This is a genomic window from Flavobacterium sp., assembly GCF_035195345.1.
In the GTDB taxonomy this organism is placed as follows: domain Bacteria; phylum Bacteroidota; class Bacteroidia; order Flavobacteriales; family Flavobacteriaceae; genus Flavobacterium.
Genome location: NZ_CP136574.1, coordinates 1,359,594 through 1,378,616, shown reverse-complemented (window position 1 = coordinate 1,378,616; position 19,023 = coordinate 1,359,594). Strand labels below are relative to the sequence as shown.

Annotated in this window: 20 protein-coding genes; 18 read left to right on the top strand and 2 right to left on the bottom strand. The window is 30.5% G+C overall.

Annotation, left to right across the window (positions count from 1 at the left end):
* From gcvH to RSE15_RS06615, 14 genes are all read left to right on the top strand, one after another.
* Entirely contained in the window at positions 1-381 is a 381-nt protein-coding gene (gene gcvH, locus RSE15_RS06680) for a glycine cleavage system protein GcvH (protein WP_324066852.1), read from the top strand.
* Positions 350-742, top strand: coding sequence for a VanZ family protein (locus RSE15_RS06675; protein WP_324066850.1), 393 nt, complete (start codon positions 350-352; stop codon positions 740-742). The genes gcvH and RSE15_RS06675 overlap by 32 nt, the downstream gene beginning before the upstream one ends.
* A gap of 43 nt (positions 743-785) precedes the next feature.
* A complete protein-coding gene (locus RSE15_RS06670) occupies positions 786-1,523 on the top strand; it encodes an energy transducer TonB (RefSeq protein WP_324066849.1) in 738 nt (245 codons plus the stop codon).
* A gap of 89 nt (positions 1,524-1,612) precedes the next feature.
* On the top strand, positions 1,613-2,368 hold the full coding sequence (locus RSE15_RS06665; RefSeq protein WP_324070380.1) for an energy transducer TonB: 756 nt from the start codon (positions 1,613-1,615) through the stop codon (positions 2,366-2,368).
* 76 nt (positions 2,369-2,444) lie between these two features.
* Entirely contained in the window at positions 2,445-3,188 is a 744-nt protein-coding gene (deoC, locus tag RSE15_RS06660) for a deoxyribose-phosphate aldolase (RefSeq protein WP_324070379.1), read from the top strand.
* Positions 3,189-3,198: 10 nt separating this feature from the next.
* On the top strand, positions 3,199-5,304 hold the full coding sequence (locus RSE15_RS06655; protein ID WP_324070377.1) for a gliding motility outer membrane protein RemB: 2,106 nt from the start codon (positions 3,199-3,201) through the stop codon (positions 5,302-5,304).
* Positions 5,305-5,394: 90 nt separating this feature from the next.
* A complete protein-coding gene (gene cyoE / locus RSE15_RS06650) occupies positions 5,395-6,297 on the top strand; it encodes a heme o synthase (protein WP_324070429.1) in 903 nt (300 codons plus the stop codon).
* Between the two features lie 2 nt (positions 6,298-6,299).
* On the top strand, positions 6,300-6,887 hold the full coding sequence (locus RSE15_RS06645) for a cytochrome c oxidase subunit 3 (RefSeq protein WP_324070375.1): 588 nt from the start codon (positions 6,300-6,302) through the stop codon (positions 6,885-6,887).
* Positions 6,888-6,932: 45 nt separating this feature from the next.
* Positions 6,933-7,913 carry a cytochrome c oxidase subunit 3 gene (locus RSE15_RS06640; RefSeq protein ID WP_324070373.1) on the top strand — a complete coding sequence of 327 codons (981 nt, stop codon included), beginning with the start codon at positions 6,933-6,935 and terminating at the stop codon, positions 7,911-7,913.
* Positions 7,914-7,933: 20 nt separating this feature from the next.
* On the top strand, positions 7,934-8,284 hold the full coding sequence (locus tag RSE15_RS06635) for a cytochrome C oxidase subunit IV family protein (protein ID WP_324070371.1): 351 nt from the start codon (positions 7,934-7,936) through the stop codon (positions 8,282-8,284).
* 77 nt (positions 8,285-8,361) lie between these two features.
* The gene (locus RSE15_RS06630; protein ID WP_324070369.1) at positions 8,362-9,066 is read left to right on the top strand and encodes a hypothetical protein; all 705 of its coding nucleotides are present in this window, start codon (positions 8,362-8,364) and stop codon (positions 9,064-9,066) included.
* A 2-nt stretch (positions 9,067-9,068) separates the two neighbouring features.
* Entirely contained in the window at positions 9,069-9,695 is a 627-nt protein-coding gene (locus RSE15_RS06625; protein WP_324070367.1) for an SCO family protein, read from the top strand.
* A 1-nt stretch (position 9,696) separates the two neighbouring features.
* Positions 9,697-10,236, top strand: coding sequence for a DUF420 domain-containing protein (locus tag RSE15_RS06620; protein ID WP_324070366.1), 540 nt, complete (start codon positions 9,697-9,699; stop codon positions 10,234-10,236).
* Positions 10,226-10,498: a CAMCR motif-containing small membrane protein gene (locus RSE15_RS06615; protein ID WP_324070363.1), complete on the top strand. Its 273-nt coding sequence runs from the start codon at positions 10,226-10,228 to the stop codon at positions 10,496-10,498. The genes RSE15_RS06620 and RSE15_RS06615 overlap by 11 nt, the downstream gene beginning before the upstream one ends.
* Before the next feature lie 63 nt (positions 10,499-10,561).
* Here the strand turns inward: RSE15_RS06615 and RSE15_RS06610 are convergent, their stop codons facing one another.
* Positions 10,562-11,953 carry a DUF4403 family protein gene (locus RSE15_RS06610; protein ID WP_324070361.1) on the bottom strand — a complete coding sequence of 464 codons (1,392 nt, stop codon included), beginning with the start codon at positions 11,951-11,953 and terminating at the stop codon, positions 10,562-10,564.
* A 111-nt stretch (positions 11,954-12,064) separates the two neighbouring features.
* On the opposite strand from RSE15_RS06610, the gene RSE15_RS06605 reads away from it, so the two are divergent.
* From RSE15_RS06605 to tsaB, 3 genes are all read left to right on the top strand, one after another.
* Positions 12,065-13,498: a TolC family protein gene (locus RSE15_RS06605; RefSeq protein ID WP_324070359.1), complete on the top strand. Its 1,434-nt coding sequence runs from the start codon at positions 12,065-12,067 to the stop codon at positions 13,496-13,498.
* A 20-nt stretch (positions 13,499-13,518) separates the two neighbouring features.
* Positions 13,519-14,832: an efflux RND transporter periplasmic adaptor subunit gene (locus RSE15_RS06600; RefSeq protein WP_324070357.1), complete on the top strand. Its 1,314-nt coding sequence runs from the start codon at positions 13,519-13,521 to the stop codon at positions 14,830-14,832.
* Between the two features lie 98 nt (positions 14,833-14,930).
* Positions 14,931-15,590, top strand: a complete 660-nt coding sequence (gene tsaB / locus RSE15_RS06595; protein ID WP_324070355.1) for a tRNA (adenosine(37)-N6)-threonylcarbamoyltransferase complex dimerization subunit type 1 TsaB — start codon at positions 14,931-14,933, stop codon at positions 15,588-15,590.
* A 2-nt stretch (positions 15,591-15,592) separates the two neighbouring features.
* Here the strand turns inward: tsaB and RSE15_RS06590 are convergent, their stop codons facing one another.
* On the bottom strand, positions 15,593-16,411 hold the full coding sequence (locus RSE15_RS06590) for a mechanosensitive ion channel family protein (RefSeq protein ID WP_324070353.1): 819 nt from the start codon (positions 16,409-16,411) through the stop codon (positions 15,593-15,595).
* Positions 16,412-16,715: 304 nt separating this feature from the next.
* Here RSE15_RS06590 and RSE15_RS06585 point away from each other — a divergent pair, with 304 nt between their 5' ends.
* Positions 16,716-18,968 (top strand): inorganic phosphate transporter, encoded by a 2,253-nt coding sequence (locus RSE15_RS06585; protein ID WP_324070351.1) that lies wholly within the window; start codon positions 16,716-16,718, stop codon positions 18,966-18,968.
* Positions 18,969-19,023: the final 55 nt, after the last annotated feature.

Genomic DNA, 19,023 nt, shown 5'->3' with positions numbered 1-19,023 from the left:
ATGAATATACCAGCAAATTTAAAATACACTAAAGACCACGAGTGGGTTTCCATTGATGGCGATGTAGCAACAGTCGGGATTACAGATTTTGCTCAAAAAGAATTGGGTGATATTGTATATGTTGAAGTTGAAACTTTAGATCAAACGTTAACTAAAGACGAAGTATTTGGAACAGTTGAGGCTGTAAAAACTGTTTCTGATTTGTTTTTACCATTGTCTGGAGAAATAATCGAATTCAACGATTCATTAGAATCAGATCCTGAAAAAGTAAATACAGATCCTTATGGAGATGGATGGATGGTTAAAGTGAAATTTTCTGATGCCTCTGAAATAGAAACACTTTTATCAAGTGAAGATTATAAAGCACTTATCGGAGCGTAATTTTTTATTTCTTGCTATAATTTGGGCACTTTTTATTGCTGTTTTAAGTTTAATAAGTTTTAATAGTTTTCCCAAAGAATATGTATCGGGCAATGATAAAATAATACATTTTTTATTTTATGCCGTATTTGTTTTACTTTTATGTTTGGCAAAAAGAAAGTCTCACTTAAAAATGAAACATAATTTGTTAATTGTTGTTTTTGTAATACTATATGGCATAGTTATTGAAGTGTTGCAATGCGTATTGACAAAAAACAGAGAAGCTGATTTTCATGATGCTTTAGCAAATTCGCTAGGAGCTATTGTAGGATTTATTTGCTTTTACTGTCTAAAAAATAAAATTTTTAATAAATATTTTTAAACATTTCTAATATTAACTATATTAGCACCTCAAAATTAGAATTATGGAAGTAAAGAAAAATCCTAATGTAGATCCTAAGAGAAATAGCTCGCTATATTTTTTGGTTGGTCTTACAGCTGTTTTAATGTTAACTTATGTAAGTATAGAGTTAAAATCAGAGGATCCAAGAGTTGAAGTTGAAACATTGGATATAGCTGATAATATGATGGGTGAGGAAGAAGAGGTTATTTTAACGATGCCTCCTGTTCAAAAATTACCACCACCACCACCGCCAGCTCCAGAAGTAATTCAAATTGTTGATAACAAACAAGTTATCGAAGATAAAAAAATTGAAACTACAGAGGTAGATGAAAATAAACCGGTAGTTGTAACACAAGCATCATCTTATGGAGAAGAAGGTGGTACTGCTGAAGAAATTGATGAAGAAGTGCCTTTTGCGGTTATTGAAGATGCCCCAATATTTCCTGGTTGTGAAAATGTTCCTAAAAACCAAAGATCTGCTTGTTTTCAAGAACAAATATCAAAATTCATTAAAAAGAATCAGCAATATCCAGAAAGAGCTATGGAAGATAACATTCAAGGAAGAGTTTCTGTAGTATTTGTTATTGATAAAGATGGTAGTATTATAAATGTACAAGCTAAGGGTCCTAAAGGAGCCGAGCTGCTTGAAAAAGAAGCCTTAAGGGTTATTTCTAAGTTGCCAAAAATAAAACCTGGTTCTCAAAGAGGTAAGCCTGTAAAAATTAAGTTTAGTCAACCAATCGTGTTCAAGCTACAATAATATTTAATCCCAACTTAGGTTGGGATTTTTTTTTGGCATGTAAATTGTATAGGTTAATTAACAAAGTGTTAACTAATAATCTATATATCATGAAAGCAAATGTTGATTTCCCGAAAAGAGCCAAAAATAGTTTCATCTATTTTCAAGTTGGACTTATAGCAACAATGTTAGTTGTTCTTTTTATTTTAGAGTTTAATTTTAAAGATGGTTCTAAACCTTTGGTATTTGTGCCTCCAATAGAAATTAAATCTGAGCCTACATTTGTTTATAACCCAGCTCCGTTAACAAAAAAAACAGAAATAATAAAACCAGTTGTTGTTAAAGTGCCTAAAGTAACTCAATTTTTTAAACCCACTAAAGAGGAACCTATAAAAGAGACCGATGCGAATCCAATAGTTGCGCAAGATAATCCAAGTGATAATCAAAACAATAATAATACAACAGCGGTTGATGTTCCTAAAGATAATGGTAATGGTGTTGTTGTAGCTCTAAATGTTTTTTCGGTAGAACAACTACCAATGTTTGAAGCTTGTAAACGTTTGAGCAGAGCAGATCAAAAAGCTTGTTTTGATGCGCAATTAGCTAAAGCGGTTGCAAAACATTTAAATTATCCAGAAAGTGATATAGAAAATGGAAGACAAGGTGTTGCGCAAGTAGAATTTGTTATTGACGAAAATGGTGCTATTACTAATGTTAAAGCGTTGGATAACAAAAGAGCTACTATTGAAATGCAACAAGCTGCTGAAAAAGCTGTAAAAAGAATTCCTAAATTAATCCCAGCAAAACAAGGGAATAAAGCAGTTAAAATTAAATATTCTATACCTGTTGTGTTTAGAATGAAATAAAATAAATATAATCCAGTTAAAACATCCCATTTCGATGGGATTTTTTTATTTTTACACTTTCATAATTCAATTTAAAATGAACATTAAGCACTATTTAGATTCAACTTATCTCAAAACGGCGGCTCAAGCCAATCTTTCAGAACAAGAAAATACCGAAGTGGTAAAAAAATGTATTCAAGAAGCTATTGATTATGATTTTAAATTAATTATGATTCGCCCTGATCAAGTTGTTTTAGCTAAAAAAATGATTGAAGCAGCAAATTCAAAAGTTACTATTGGAACTGTTATTGATTTTCCATTTGGCAACGGCACATTGGAAGAAAAATTAGCTGAAGCAAAACAAGCGATTGAAAATGGAGTAGATGATTTAGATTATGTGCTAGATTATGAAGCCTTCAAAAGAGGAGAAATTGAAACAATAAAAGAGCAAGTTCTTCAAGGTACTAAATTAGGTTTGGCACATCATAAAATAGTAAAATGGATCATTGAAGTAGCTGCTTTAGATAATCATCAAATAGTACAATTATCAGCATTAATAAAAAACGTTGTAATTGCTAATTTTAGTGAAAAGGAATATGATAAAGTGTTTGTAAAATCATCTACAGGATTTTACAAAACACCCGAAGGAGTTCCAAACGGAGCTACCGTTTCTACTGTAAAATTAATGTTAGAAAATTCGTGTCCACTAGCTGTCAAAGCCGCGGGAGGTGTAAGAACGTATGAAGAAGCCGTTGAAATGATTCAATTGGGTGTCAAACGAATTGGAACTTCAGCAGCAAAAGCTATTTCAACGGGAGAAATTTCAAATAGTAATTATTAATAATTACCAGATGAAAAAAGTATATAGTTTTCTGTTGTATATTTTAGGATTAACAACTTTTGCTCAAAATTCTAATAATGAACAATTTCCATTATTCCATGATTGTGAGGGTTTGGTAGGAAAGCAACAAGAATCTTGTTTTTACAATACGATTCAAAACTATTTTTATACAAATTATAAAATACCACAAGAACTTCAAAATCAACAATACAAAGGAACTGTAATAGTCCTTTTTGAAGTGGATACTGTCGGAAATTTCAAGGTTTTATATGCCGATGCGGCTCATGAATTACTAAAAAAAGAAGCAATACGAGTTTTCGAATCTTTGCCTAAAGTTGCTCCTGCTACTTATTCAGGAAAGGCAACCTATTCAAAATTTACAATTAAGATTAATATTCCTTTGGTTGCGCCAAATTCTATAGATGGAAACGAATCAACTAAGTATGCTAAAACAAATACGTTATTAATTGACAATAAAAAAGAATTGTCAGAATACGATAATATTCAATATAAACCTTTTGAAAATCCGCAATTTAAAAGTACCGGAATTGTTCAATTTTCGCATCAGAATTATGGAGTTTTTGATGCTTTGTTAAATCAAGTAGGAAGTAATAATCATACAGCATCTAAGCCCTATTCTTATGATGAAGTAGCAAAATATTATGATTTAGAAACGGCAAATCAATCATTCCTAAAGAAAAAAGACTCTTGGTGGGGAAGAAAATTGTGGAATGAAAATGTTGTAGCCATTCAAGGGGAAGAATATTGGTTTACTTTAAATCCAATTCTTGATTTTAGAGTTGGTAAAGACACAGAAAGTCAGGCGTCAAATACATTTGTAAATACTAGAGGAATTATTGTAAATGGAGGTTTAGGCAAGCAATTGACGTTCACCACATCCATATACGAAAGTCAAGGAAGATTTGCAGATTATTATAATGCATATGCAGAAAGTATAAGACCTTCAGGAGGTAATCCAGCAATTATTCCAGGGATTGGTATTGCAAAACGTTTTAAAGAAGATGCTTATGATTTTCCTTTAGCAGAAGCCAATATTAAATACCAACCAAATAAGTTTATCAACCTTCAATTAGGGTATGGTAGAAATTTTTTAGGTGACGGATATCGTTCCTTATTACAAAGTGATGCGGCAAGTCCGTATCCGTATTTTAAAATCAATACAACTTTTTGGAAGATAAAATATACAAATACGTACATGTGGTTAAAAGATGTACGCGATGCGGTTACGATTGATGGAACATACACTACAAAATACATGGCAAGTCATTATTTAAGTATGAATGTGACTAAGCGTTGGAATTTAGGTTTCTTTGAAAATGTTGTATGGACTAATACGAATGAAAGAGGTTTTGATTTCAATTTTGTTAATCCATTAATTTTTTATAGAACGGTTGAGTTTGGTTCGTCATCCAAAACAGGAAATGCGTTATTAGGATTGACTTCAAAATACAAATGGAATAATCAAATCAATTTTTACGGACAGTTTTTAATTGATGAATTTGCTATTAGCGATGTTAAAGAAAGTAATCAAAGTTGGAGAAATAAATTTGCTTATCAAATAGGAGCTAAATATTATGATGCATTTAAAGTTAAAAATTTATTACTTCAGGTAGAATATAATCAAGTGCGTCCTTATGTGTATTCGCACAGTAATCCTATTACAAATTATGGTCATAACAACCAAAGTATGGGGCATTTATGGGGTGCAAATTTTAGGGAGTTTGTTGCAATTGCTCGTTATTATAGAGGAAGATATTTTGCAGATGCCAAGTTAATTTACGGCCAACGCGGATTTGATTTCAATGATGGAACTAACAATTTTAATTACGGAGGAAATATCTATTTAGATTACGATGAAAATCGTCCTTATGATAATGGGGTTTCAATTGCACAAGGAAATAAAACAACCGTTATGATTGCTGATTTACAAGTAGGATATGTAGTAAATCCAGCATATAATCTGAAGGTTTTTGGAAATGTAATGCTAAGAAATTTTGACCCAACTGCAGAAACTGCTTCAACAATACAATCAAACACGACTTGGTTTTCAATTGGACTAAGAAGCGATTTATTTAACTTGTATTTCGATTATTAGTAGTTTTAACGAATTTTCTAAATTCTAAATTCTAAATTCTAATTTTCATATTGTATCTTTGCACGCAATTTTACAGTGAAAAACAATAAAGTGGACACGAATACGCAACCTCAAATAAAAAAATCGTTATACAAAGACTTTGTGGAAATCACCAAGGCGCGCTTATCTATTAGCGTGGTGGTATCTACTATTGCGGGTTATTTGTTAGGATTTAATACTGATCAGCCTTTTCAGTGGAGTGTTTTGTTTTTGTTAGCAATAGGCGGTTACTGTATGGTGGGTGCTTCAAATGTTTTTAATCAAATCATCGAAATTCAATTAGATGCTCAAATGGACCGAACTAAAAATCGTCCATTGCCTTCAGGAAGAGTTTCAAAACAAAATGCATTTATATTAGGAACAGTTTTAACTACGTTAGGTTTAATTATTTTGTATAATGTAAATCCTAAAACCGCTATGTTTAGTGCTATTTCGATTTTCATGTATGTAAGTTTGTATACGCCACTAAAAACTGTTACACCTTTGTCGGTTTTTGTGGGTGCATTTCCAGGAGCTATTCCTTTTATGTTGGGTTGGGTTGCTGCAACAGGTCATTTTGGTATTGAAGCAGGAACTTTATTTATTATACAGTTTTTTTGGCAATTTCCTCATTTTTGGGCCATCGGTTGGTTTTTATATGAAGATTACAAAAAAGCTGGATTTTTCTTATTACCCTCTGGAAAGCAAGATAAAAAAACTACTTTGCAAATAGTATTATATTCCATTTGGACAATTATGGCTTCTGTAATTCCTGTTTTTGGGTTTACGGGTAATTTGATTTTGAGTAAATTTGCTGCAGTTATAGTAGTTTTGTTAGGTTTGTGGATGTTGTTTTATGCTTTTAAATTACACAAAGAAATGAGTGTAAAAACTGCTAGAAAACTAATGTTGGTTAGTGTTTCTTACATATCTTTGTTGCAAATCATATATGTTATAGATAAATTTTTACGATAGTTATGGAAAATAGAATGACTTTGGAAGAAGAACAAGCACGTAAAGGCAAAACCTATAAAATGTTGTTATGGTTCGGAATGATCAGTATTTGTATGATTTTTGCCGGATTGACAAGTGGTTTTATTGTTAGTAAAAAACGTCCTGATTGGGTTGCAGATTTTGGAATGCCAAAATCCCTTATTTTAAGTACTATTATTATATTAATTAGTAGTTTTACGTTTCATTTGGCTAAAAAATATATTAAAGAAGGAATGAATTCTAGAGGAATGTTCTTTTTAATATCAACGTTGGTTTTAGGATGTTTATTCATTGCTTTTCAATTTAATGGTTTTTCAGAGCTATTTAGTATGCAATTAGTTCCAACTGGGCCATCAAGCACAGTGAGTGTTTCGTTTTTGTATGCATTTGTTATTGTGCATGTTGCGCATCTTTTTGGAGGTATAATTTCACTTTTTGTGGTAATTTATAATCATTATAAACAAAGGTATAATCCTGCTCAAACCCTTGGTATAGAGCTAAGTGCGATGTATTGGCACTTTATGGATTTTATTTGGGTTTATTTGTTTTTGTTTTTCTATTTTTTCAAATAGAAAAAAAATAATAAATTTGGGAACTTTTTAACAATTAAAAAATTTATGGGAGCGACAGTTATTTCAGATGAACACGCTTTAGACGGAGGTCCAGGACCATTAGGAGCAACCTATGGTAAAATGATGATGTGGTTTTTCATCTTATCAGATGCATTAACATTTTCAGGTTTCTTAGCCGCGTACGGTTTTTCAAGGTTTAAATTCATTGAAACTTGGCCAATTGCCGATGAGGTTTTTAACCACTTTCCATTCTTACACGGTGTAAATGCGCCTATGTATTATGTGGCTTTAATGACTTTTATCTTAATTTTCTCTTCAGTTACTATGGTTTTAGCGGTTGATGCTGGACATCATATGAATAAAGCAAAAGTAGCTTTCTACATGTTTTTAACTATTATTGGAGGTTTTATCTTCTTAGGTTCTCAAGCTTGGGAGTGGAAAAATTTTATTAAAGGTGAATATGGTGCAGTAGAAACAAAAGGAGGTTCTATTCTTCAATTTGTACAAAAACAAGCAGATGGAACATACAAAAGAGTAGCTCTTGCTGATTTTTCTGCAACGTTACCAGAAGCGAGAACACAACACGAAAGAAGTAATGGTGTTTGGTTTATGGATGAGGCTACTTTACCTACTTATTCAGTAAACGAAGTGGTTGCTGGTTTTAAAGCAGATGAATCTATTTTAGTACGTTCAGAATTTTTAAATGCTGAAAAACACAAAACTGTTTTATCAAGAGAAGAGTCATTAAAAAGATTAGCAGACGCTAAATATGTAGTTGAAGGGGCTAACTTAGTTAGAAACGAATACGGACATAAATTATTTGCTAACTTCTTCTTCTTTATAACTGGATTTCACGGATTCCATGTATTTACAGGAGTATTAATTAATATCATTATTTTCTTTAATGTGTTATTAGGTACTTACGAGAAAAGAAAAAGTTACGAAATGGTTGAAAAAGTTGGATTGTACTGGCACTTTGTCGACTTAGTGTGGGTATTCGTATTTACTTTCTTCTATTTAGTATAATTATATAATAAAAGTATATCATGGCACACGCACACGAATCAAATACAAAAAGAATTTGGGTAGTTTTTGGAATTCTTTCTATCATTACTATCGTAGAGGTTTTGTTTGGTATTTATAAACCAAAATCATTATACTTCAATAATTTCTTAGGAATGAATTTGTTAAACTGGTTGTTCATCATTTTAACTATCGTTAAAGCATATTACATTACTTGGGCTTTCATGCACATGGAAGGTGAAAAAAAATGGTTTAGAAGATCTATTGTTTGGACAGTTATATTCTTAATCCTTTATTTATGTTTTATTTTACTAGTTGAAGGTGATTACGTTTATGGTATTTACAAAACAGGTCATTTAAAGTGGATATTTTAACACTTGTTTCTATAATATAATCCCGATTTACATCGGGATTTTTTTTACTTTTGTATGAACAAATTTAGTGTAACCTAATGAAAAACAAATTAGTTCTAATATCCTTATTTATCTTGCCAATTGCCATTTATTTGGTTTTTTCAACGGCTTCACATAATTCTCTTTTTTTACCTACTATTTCTAAAAGTAACCAAGATATCCCAGCAGATTGGTCTAGTTTAGATGGTAATCCACTTTCAATGAAAGATAAAATTACTATTCTTGGTTTTGTAGGTGATAATGTAATTGAGAACAGAGGTAATTTTTTTAATCTGAATCAAAAAATTTATAACAAATACAAAGGGTTTAAAGATTTTCAAATGATTATGGTTGTTCCTGAAGGCAATGAAAAAAAATGCCAACAGATAATTGATGAATTAGCTCCTATTACTGGAGAGATGACTGGATGGAAATTTGCATTTTCAACCCCTGATAGCATTCAAGATTTTTATGATAGCTACAAGTTAATCGGGCAATTGGATGAAAATAAAGGGACTCCAGCTGTAATTATTGTGGACAAAGAGTTAAATCATCGTGGTAGAAAGGGTAAAAATAAAAAAGGAGAAGACGAGTTTAAAGAAAGTTATAACACCATTTCGGCTGCTGATTTGCATAACGAAATGACGGATGATGTAAAAATTATTTTACGCGAATACCGATTAGCACTTAAAAAAAATCAAAATGAAAGAAAAGATGTTTTTAGAGATAACATCAAAGAAAATATTGAAAAACAAAATAAATAGGAATGAAAAATAAATCATACATAGGGATATCATTTATCATTTTAATTTTTGGTATTTGGGCTGTGCCTAAGATTATTGCTAAATTTCAAAAATCAGATTTAGTTGAAATTGGACCTGTTCCTGAGTTCAAGTTAACGAATCAAAATAATAAAACTATCTCTAATAAAGATTATTTGGGTAAAGTATATGTAGTGGAGTTTTTCTTTGCAACCTGTCCTACGATTTGTCCTAAAATGAATCAAAGTATGCTACAATTACAAGATGAATTTTACGGAAATCCTAGCTTTGGTTTAGTTTCAATCACCATCGACCCAAGTAATGACACACCTGAGTTTTTAAATGAGCATGCGCGCCTTTTAGGAGTAAAACATTACAATTGGAATTTTTTAACAGGAGATAAAGATTATATTTTTAACTTAGCAAATAAAGGATTTAATTTATACGCTGGTGAAAATAATAAAGCGGCAGGTGGTTTTGAGCATTCAGGATTATTTGCTTTAGTTGATAAAGAAGGTAAAATACGTTGTAGAAAAGATGCTCAAGGGAATCCTATTTTATACTACGACGGATTAGATCCTAAAGGAGTAGAAGCGATTAAAGAAGATATAAAAAAATTATTAGTTGAATAAAATGGAAACAAATAAAGAAACAAAATTTAATAAATTAATTGTCGTATTATCAATTGCTATCCCTTTGGTAGTAGCTTTGTTATTTGGTGTAAATCTTAGAAGATTGGGTTTTGATGTCCAACCTCTATATGTTTTACCTCCAATTTATGCCTCAATTAATGGAGCAACAGCTTTTTTACTAATAGCTGCTGTTGTTGCAATCAAAAACGGAAATAGAAAATTGCACGAAAATTTAATGAAATTAGCAATTGCTTGTTCTGTTTCGTTTTTGGCAATGTATGTGGCGTATCATATGACATCAGATTCTACAAAATTTGGTGGTGAAGGTGTTATTAAGTATTTGTATTATTTTATTTTAATCACCCACATTTTATGTTCTATTATAATCATCCCATTAGTTTTAACAACGTATGTTAAAGCATGGGCTGAAAAATTTGACAAGCATAAAAAATTAGCAAAAATTACATTTCCAATTTGGTTATATGTTGCCATTACGGGTGTTGTTGTTTATATTATGATTTCTCCTTATTATGCACACTAAAGAAAATAGAACAAAGAAAATAGAACAAAGAGGTTGTAAGATGAAAATATTTTTCTTTTTTCTTTTCTCTTTTTTCTTTTCTCTTTCTACTCAAGCCCAATGCGCTATGTGTCGTGCCGCACTTGAAAGTGAAGGAGGTGGTGTAAAAGCCGAGGCTGTAAATGATGGGATTGTTTATTTAATGGCAATTCCTTACATTTTAGTTGGGGTTTTAGGTTATGCAATTTATCGTTTAAAATACGGAAAAAAGAAAGTAGAGTAAATTATTCCTTTCGTATAGATAAAATAGCTGTCGTCTAAAAACAGTTAGAATTGTAATTTAAAATTATTCCATTCCATCAACTGTAATATTCATTTTTCCTGAAGTAGTTATAAACGCAATAATTGCTTTGTCTGTTATTTCTACTTTTTCAAATTCAAAATCATTTAAAGTTCCATTTACAAAAACACCTTTCATTGGTGAGTAATTAGATAAATAAGGATTCATGTTTTTTTTCCCTTCTTCTAAATTTCCTTGTATTGAATAGCGACAACTTTCTTGAATTTTTTTTAAAATGGTACCCTGCATTAACCAATTTGCCGATTTCATTAATATGTTTTTGGTGTTTAAAACATAATCCATTTGTTCAAAGTAAATTTCTTTAGTTATTGCATTGTAATTTGGAATTCCAGATAAGTATATGGTTCCATTTATGCTGCCAATAATATCTAAAGCAATAATCATTTTTCCATCTTTTTGCCATAAATCTACTTTTTGAACTACAATTTTTCTACTACCAGCAGCAAATTCTTGCCCTTGAAAGTTTTTGGTTACTATTTTGCTAGCACTTTCATAAGTAGATACCGCAACTACTGAAACCGTTGTTTTGTTTGGGATGGATGCTATTGGTTTTAAAATAATTTTAGCAGCATCAAAATTATTTTTTGGTTCTTGACCAACCATTGTTTGCATATTGCATTTTAATCCCATATTCATGGTGATTTTTCTTTTTCCTAGTTTAGCTTCTGTAACGTAAAGCTCAATCGGAACCATTTTAAACCAAGTTTCATATTGCTCGCTAGTTAAAAAAGGAGTGCTCAGTTTTTCTAAAACAGATAAAACTTGCGGTTTAAAATCACAAGTAGCATTAATTGCATCATCTATTTTTTTAGCAATTTTAGATTTAAAAATGCTTAAAGTGGGGTTGATTATGTATGTAATTGGCACTTTTTTTCCAGCAACAAGGATGTTTGGACTTTCGCTCCATTCAAAATCTTCAATTTTTGAAGTAGTTGTTAATTTCCAGTTGTATAAATTAGTAACACTATTTAGTGTAATTGTTCCGTTTAGATTTATCTCTCGGGTATCATTTAACCCTAAAAAATCAGTACCATATTTAAATTTAGCCCAAATTTTTAGTGGAATAACTGAAACAATATTACCGTTTTTTTCAGCTAGTTTTATGGGTGCCGTTTTCCAAATTTTCATTTCGGTTTTGTCATCGCTTAAAATCGAATCGTTGTAAATTAAACCCGTTAAATTTTTATTTAATTGGCTTTCAATTTCTTTTAAAGAAATTTCAATGGGCATTGCTACAAACGATATTTTGTTTTTATATACTACGGCAGCATTATTTGAAGGGGCAGGTTTTAAGGCTTCAATTTTATTGGTTGTTCCACAAGATACTGATATAAGTAGGGTGCAAGCAAGAAGTGCAAAAGCGATAATTGTTTTCATTGTGCAATATAAAGGTTCTTTTTTTTATTGTAAAAGTAAAATTTTAATTGATATCTGTAACAAAAATGTAAAAAGAAGGTCTTATAAGAAATGAGAAGTAAAGTACATAAAATGATAACAAAAAAAATAATTCTTTTTCTATTGCTAGTTGGCTTTCAACTTTCGGCACAAGATAAGAAATGGACTTTAGAAGAATGTGTAGATTATGCCATTCAAAATAATATATCCATTAAGCAGTCTGAATTGGATTTAAAAAATGCTAATATTAATCGAAAAGATGCAGTTGGCGCATTTTTACCTAGTATAAATGGTAATGCATCTCACTCTTGGAATATTGGTTTGAATCAAAATATCACAACGGGATTGTTAGAAAATCAAACTACGCAATTTACGTCTGCTGGCTTAAATGTGGGTATTGATATTTATAATGGGTTAAGAAATCAATTGCAATTACGTAAATCAAATTTACAGATTATTGCAAATCAGTATCAAATAACTAAAATGCAAGAAGATATTGCTTTAAATGTAGCGAATGCTTATTTGCAGATTTTGTTTAACAAAGAAAATTTAAAAGTTCAAGTTCAACAAAAAGCATACGATGTAAAACAGTTAGAAAGAACGCAAGAATTAGTTGAAGCGGGTGTAGTTCCAAATGGTGATTTATTAGATATTAAAGCAACTGTTGCCTCTGATAACCAAAGAGTAATTGCTGCTGAAAATGCATTGTTAATATCAAAATTAAGTCTTGCTCAATTGTTAAGACTAGAAGATTTTGTTAATTTTGATATAGATGATAATCAAATTCCATCTTTCAATTCAGAAATATTATTGCAAACGTCTCAAGATATTATGCAAAAGGCAAAAGAAACTAGAACAGAGATTAAAATTGCACAGTCAAATCTAGAATTAGCTCAAAAAGATGTATCAATCGCTAAGGGAGCATATCAACCTACAATTTCAGGTTTTTATAGTTTTAGTACAAGAGCGGCTTATAGTGATAAAATTGTTGGTTTTCAACCAAACATTAATAATCCAACATCTGTAATTGGTTATGTTGACGGAACAAATCAAGCCGTACTTCAACAAAATTACTTGCCAATTTTAGGAAATCCAGATTCAATTATTGATCAATTTAGTAATAATAAAGGACAAAATTTTGGATTACAATTAACTATTCCAATCTTTAATGGATTTGCCACTAGAAACAATGTTCAAAGAAGTAAAGTTGCATTGGAAAGAGCTAAATTAAATTTAGAACAACAAAATTTAGATGTTGAAAGAATTGTTTTTACTGCATACAGTGATGCAAATTCAGCAAAGGAAAGTTATGAAGCAGCTGAAACAACACTATCAGCTAGAAAATTATCTTTTGAATACGCTAAAGCAAGATATGAAGTTGGATTAATAAATGTTTTTGATTTCAATCAAGCGCAAACATTATATGTAAACGCTCAATCTGAAGTATTGAGAACTAAATACGATTACATTTTTAGAACCAAAATTTTAGAATTTTATTTCGGAATACCATTAATTAAAAAACAATAATAAAACATAAATACTAAGTCATGTCAAAGAAAACCATATACATTTTATTAGGAAGTGCCATCGGATTAATCTTACTATTAGTTGGACTAAAAAAAGGAGGTGTTGTCGGAAATAATGATGATTCTAAAATTGTAGAATTGTCAAAAGTGGCGCAAACTACAATTGTTGAAACGGTTTCAGCAACAGGTAAAATTCAGCCAGAAATCGAAGTGAAAATTTCGTCAGAAGTTTCTGGAGAAGTTATCGCGTTACCTGTAAAAGAAGGTCAACAGGTTAAAAAAGGAGATTTATTGGTACGTATAAATCCAGATTTATATGAATCAGGTGTAAATCGTTCGGTAGCATCTATGTCAACTACAAAAGCAGGCTTAAGTCAAGCTGATGCCCAAGTAAAAGAAGCAAAAGCAAATTACGACAGAAATAAAAAATTATTTGAGAAAGGAATTATTTCAAAATCAGAATGGGATAGATTGGTTTCTGCTTATGAAGTAGCTGTAGCGAACAAACAATCGGCTTATTATCAAGTACAAAGTGCTTCTGCAACAGTAACTGAAGCTAAAGATAATTTAGGGAGAACTACTATTTATGCACCTGCTGATGGGACTATTTCTATGTTGAATATTGAATTAGGGGAACGTGTTTTAGGAACACAGCAAATGACAGGAACGGAAATTCTTAGAATTGCGAACTTAAATAACATGGAAGTAGAAGTAGATGTAAATGAAAATGATATTGTGAAAATAAATATTGGTGATTCTGCAAATATTGAAGTTGATGCTTATTTAAAAAGAGAATTTAAAGGAATTGTTACTAGTATTTCAAATTCGGCTAGTGCTGCATTGACCGCTGATCAAGTAACTAATTTTAAAGTTAAAGTTAGAATTTTAAAAGAATCATATCAAGATTTGTTAAATGGAAAACCTGAAAGTTATTCTCCGTTTAGACCAGGAATGACCGCTACCGTTGATATTATTACTGAAAGAAAAGAAAAAATTATTTCGGTGCCAATTAGTTCAGTTGTAATCAAAGACGATACTACTTCTGTAAAAAAGGATATTGTAGCAGAATTAGAAAAAGAAGAGCAAGAGAAAAAAGGAACTGCGCCTAAAAGTGATAAAAAATACGAGTGTGTTTTTGTGAAAGTGGGCGATAAAGCTAAATTAAGAGTTGTAAAAACCGGAATTCAAGACGATTCTAATATTGAAATTATTTCGGGACTAAAACCAGGTGAAGAAATTATAATTGGACCTTATACAACGGTTTCTAAAGATTTAGTTTCAAATGATAAAGTTCGTGTAGAAACAGAAAAAGATAAAAAAGAAAGTAAGAAATAGATTTCTTATTAGTTATTTGGGTAAATATGGCGCTAGAAATAGCGTCTTATTTTTTTTACCTAATTATCTTCTTAACTTTGCACTTCAAAAATGTCATTATGCCAATTATTCTAAATATAGAAACTGCTACAAAAAATTGTTCGGTTGCAATAGCTAAAGAAGGAAAAATAATAGCTTTTAGAGAAATTGCAGAGCAGAATTTTTCTCATGCCGAAAAGTTACACGTTTTTATAGCAGAACTACTTTCAGAAAATCAATTGCAATTTTCTGATTTGAATGCTGTTGCTGTTAGCCAAGGACCAGGTTCTTATACAGGTTTGCGTATTGGTGTTTCTTCAGCAAAAGGATTTTGTTATGCGTTGAATATTCCAATGATTGCGATTGACACACTTCAACTTTTAGCAAAACAAATTAAAATTGGAGATGGAATTATCATTCCGATGATTGACGCACGTAGAATGGAAGTTTTTTCAGCATTTTATGATAAAAATTACCAACAAATTAGAACCACACAAGCTGAAATAATTGATGAGACATTCTATCAGGAAATTTCAGACACGATACATTTAGTTGGCGATGGAATAGAAAAATTCAAAAATACTTTGACAGATTCTAAATTTATATTTCACTCAGCTATAGTATTTCCATCTGCAAAAGAAATGAGTCAGTTGTCTTTTGAGAAATATCAAGAAAATAATTTTGTTGATGTCGCTTATTTTGAACCTTTTTACTTGAAAGATTTTGTCTTAACAAAATAAAATTATTCTTTGTGAATTTCCACTTGATGTGGATAGGGAATTTCTATGCCCACTTGGTCAAAAGCTATTTTAGTTTTTTCTAAAACATCTGATTTAACTTTCCAGAAATTTTCGTTCTTAGTGTATGGTCTAACGGCAAAATCAATAGAACTTGTGCCTAAATTGTTTATAAATACCATAGCCGCTGGTTCTTGTAAAACTTCAGGAATTGTTTCTAAAATGGTCTCTAAGGTTGTTTTTGCTAATTGTAAATCTGTTTTGTAATCCACAGAAATTATTAAATCTACTCTTCTTATGCCGTTAATGGTATGATTGGTAATAACGCCGTTTGATAACGCAGCATTTGGTATCACAATTTGTTTGTTATCTGGAGATGTAACAACGGTAGAAAATATTTTTATATCTTTTACAGTTCCAAGAACGCCTTGTGCCTCAATAAAATCACCTAATCTAAAAGGTTTAAATAAAATAATTAAAATACCACCAGCAAAGTTTGATAATGAGCCTTGTAATGAAAGACCAATAGCTAAACCTGCGGCACCTAAAATAGTTACAAAGGCAGAAGTTTCAATGCCAAGTTTTGAAATTACGGTGACAAATAATAGAATTCGGAGTGTCCAAAAAATCACATTTCCAATAAAAGTTGAAAGTGTTAGTTCAATTTTTCGTTTCAACATTATCTTTTTGGCGGTTTTGGTAATAAAACTGCTTCCCCAAAGTCCAATTAAAAGAATAACAATTGCTATAATAAATTTAGGAGAATATTCTAAGATTAATTTTTTTATCGTTTCAAAATAATTTTCTATTTCTATTGTTGTCATATTTAATTTTTTTGCAAAGATATTCAGAGAATCTTTTAAGCCTAAAAAAAACTTAAAAACCTTATTTTTTATGCTTTAGTTTTTTGATGCATTATTTTGAATTGAAACGTAAAAAAGAAACTAAAAATTCAGATTTTTAACATAAGTTGTTGTTTTAACAATATGTACTTATTGAAATATTTTAATTGCAAATTTATAGCATTGTTTTTTCTAGATTTAAACCTTCATTTTTTAAATTGATAACATTAAGTTAACATTAAAACAGAATTCTTGAAAGACTTTTGCATATTATTAAATTATACAAATGGAACAGATTTATATTATGATGTTAATTGCTTTAGCTATACTTGCTATCACTGATTTGATGGTAGGGGTTAGTAATGACGCAGTTAATTTTTTAAACTCTGCAATTGGATCAAAAGCGGTTTCGTTTAAGACAATTATGATTGTTGCGAGTATTGGAGTTGCAGTTGGAGCTTTGTACTCAAACGGGATGATGGAAATTGCCCGAAATGGAATATTTACTCCAAGTATGTTTAGCTTTAATGACGTAATTATTATCTTTTTAGCGGTAATGATTACAGATGTATTATTGCTAGATGTTTTTAACACATTAGGATTGCCAACTTCAACTACAGTTTCTGTGATTTTTTCATTATTAGGAGCTTCAGTCGTATTAGCGATTTATAAAGTAGTTGTAAGTGGAGATAGTTTTAGTACATTAGATAATTATATTAATACTGAAAAAGCGACCGAAATTGTTTATAGTATTTTATTATCAGTAGCATTATCTTTTGCATTAGGTTCGTTAGTACAATATGTTTCAAGGTTAATTTTTACATTCCATATCGAAAAAAGATATAAGTATGTTGCTGCTGTTTTTGGTGGAGTTGCCATGACAGCTATTACTTTTTTCATTTTGGTAAAAGGATTAAAATCAATAACATTTGTGCCGTCAGAAGTAAAAGATTTCATTAAAGAAAGTCCGTTTACAATTATTGCATATTCATTGATTTTATGGACAATCGTTTGTCAATTATTAATAAGTGTTTTTAAATACAGTGTTTTTAAATTTATTATTATAGTTGGTACTTTTGGATTAGCACTTGCTTTTGCTGGAAACGATTTAGTAAACTTTATTGGTGTGCCAATTGCTGCTTATCAAGCTTTTGAAATTTGGTCAGCACCTGGGCAAACAGTTGGAGCAACTGAATTTATGATGACCGGATTAGAAAAAGATAATTTGCCTGCACCATTTATCTTCTTAGCATTGGCAGGTTTAGTAATGGTTTATACCTTATGGACGTCTAAAAAAGCGAGAACAGTTATTGAAACAGAACAAAATTTATCACGTCAAGGTGATGGAAATGAGAAATACAATGCCAATAATTTATCTAGAAATTTAGTTCGTGGTATTATGTATATTGGTAATATAATTAGTTTTATTTTACCAAAATCGGTACAGCAAAAATTAGATGCTCAGTTTGTACAACCGGAATATACTGGAAAAAGAGACGAACAGCCTATGTTTGATATGGTTCGTGCTTCAGTAAATTTAATTGTGGCATCGGTTTTAATTTCTATTGGAACATCAATGAAATTGCCTTTATCTACAACGTATGTTACATTTATGGTGGCCATGGGTTCCTCCTTTGCGGATAGAGCTTGGGATAGAGAAAGTGCTGTATATCGAGTTGCAGGTGTGTTCAATGTAATTGGTGGTTGGTTTGTAACTGCATTAGCCGCTTTCTTATCATCAGCCATCATTGCTTACATTTTGTTTGTTGGTGAAGTGTTTGCATTCTTTGCTTTTATGATTATCGTTGCTCTTTTCTTTTACAGAAGTAACCAAGTTCATAAAAAGAAACTTATCGAAGAAGAAGAAATTAAAAGTTTACGTAAAGAAGATATTGTAACATTAAAAGAAATGATTAATGAAAGTTCTTCTCAAATTTCTAAAGTTTTACGCAAAACGAGTACTTTGTATTCAAATGTTATTGATAATTTGGGATTACAAGATTTGACAAAACTGAAAGAAAATAAGAAATCACTCAAGAAACTTGAAAAAGAAATTGATGAATTAAAAAGCAATGTTTTCTATTTTATCAAAAATCTCGATGAAAATTCAGTTGAGGCTAGTAAATTTTATATTTTGATACTAGGTTATTTGCAAGATATGGTGCAGTCAATTGAATTTATTACTTCCAATAGCCATTCTCATGTAAATAATAATCATAAAAAACTGAAATTCAATCAAATTCGCGATCTTAAAACGGTTGATACTCAATTGCAAGAATTATTTAGTCGTTTAGAAGAGAGTTTTAATTCAGAAGATTTTTCAAAACTAGATATTATTTTAAAAGACAAAAATGTGTTTTTAGATACTGTTTCAGAATTAATTACTAAACAAATTGTTCGCATTAGAACTATAGAGACAAGTCCTAAAAACAGTAAATTGTATTTCTCTTTATTACTTGAAACAAATGATTTGATAAAATCTATCATGAACTTGCTAGAATTGTTTAGAGAATTTAACTTACAGAATAATAAGAAGTAACAATCATAAAAAAAGAGCCGAAAGGCTCTTTTTTATGATTTATAAAGTAGTTTTG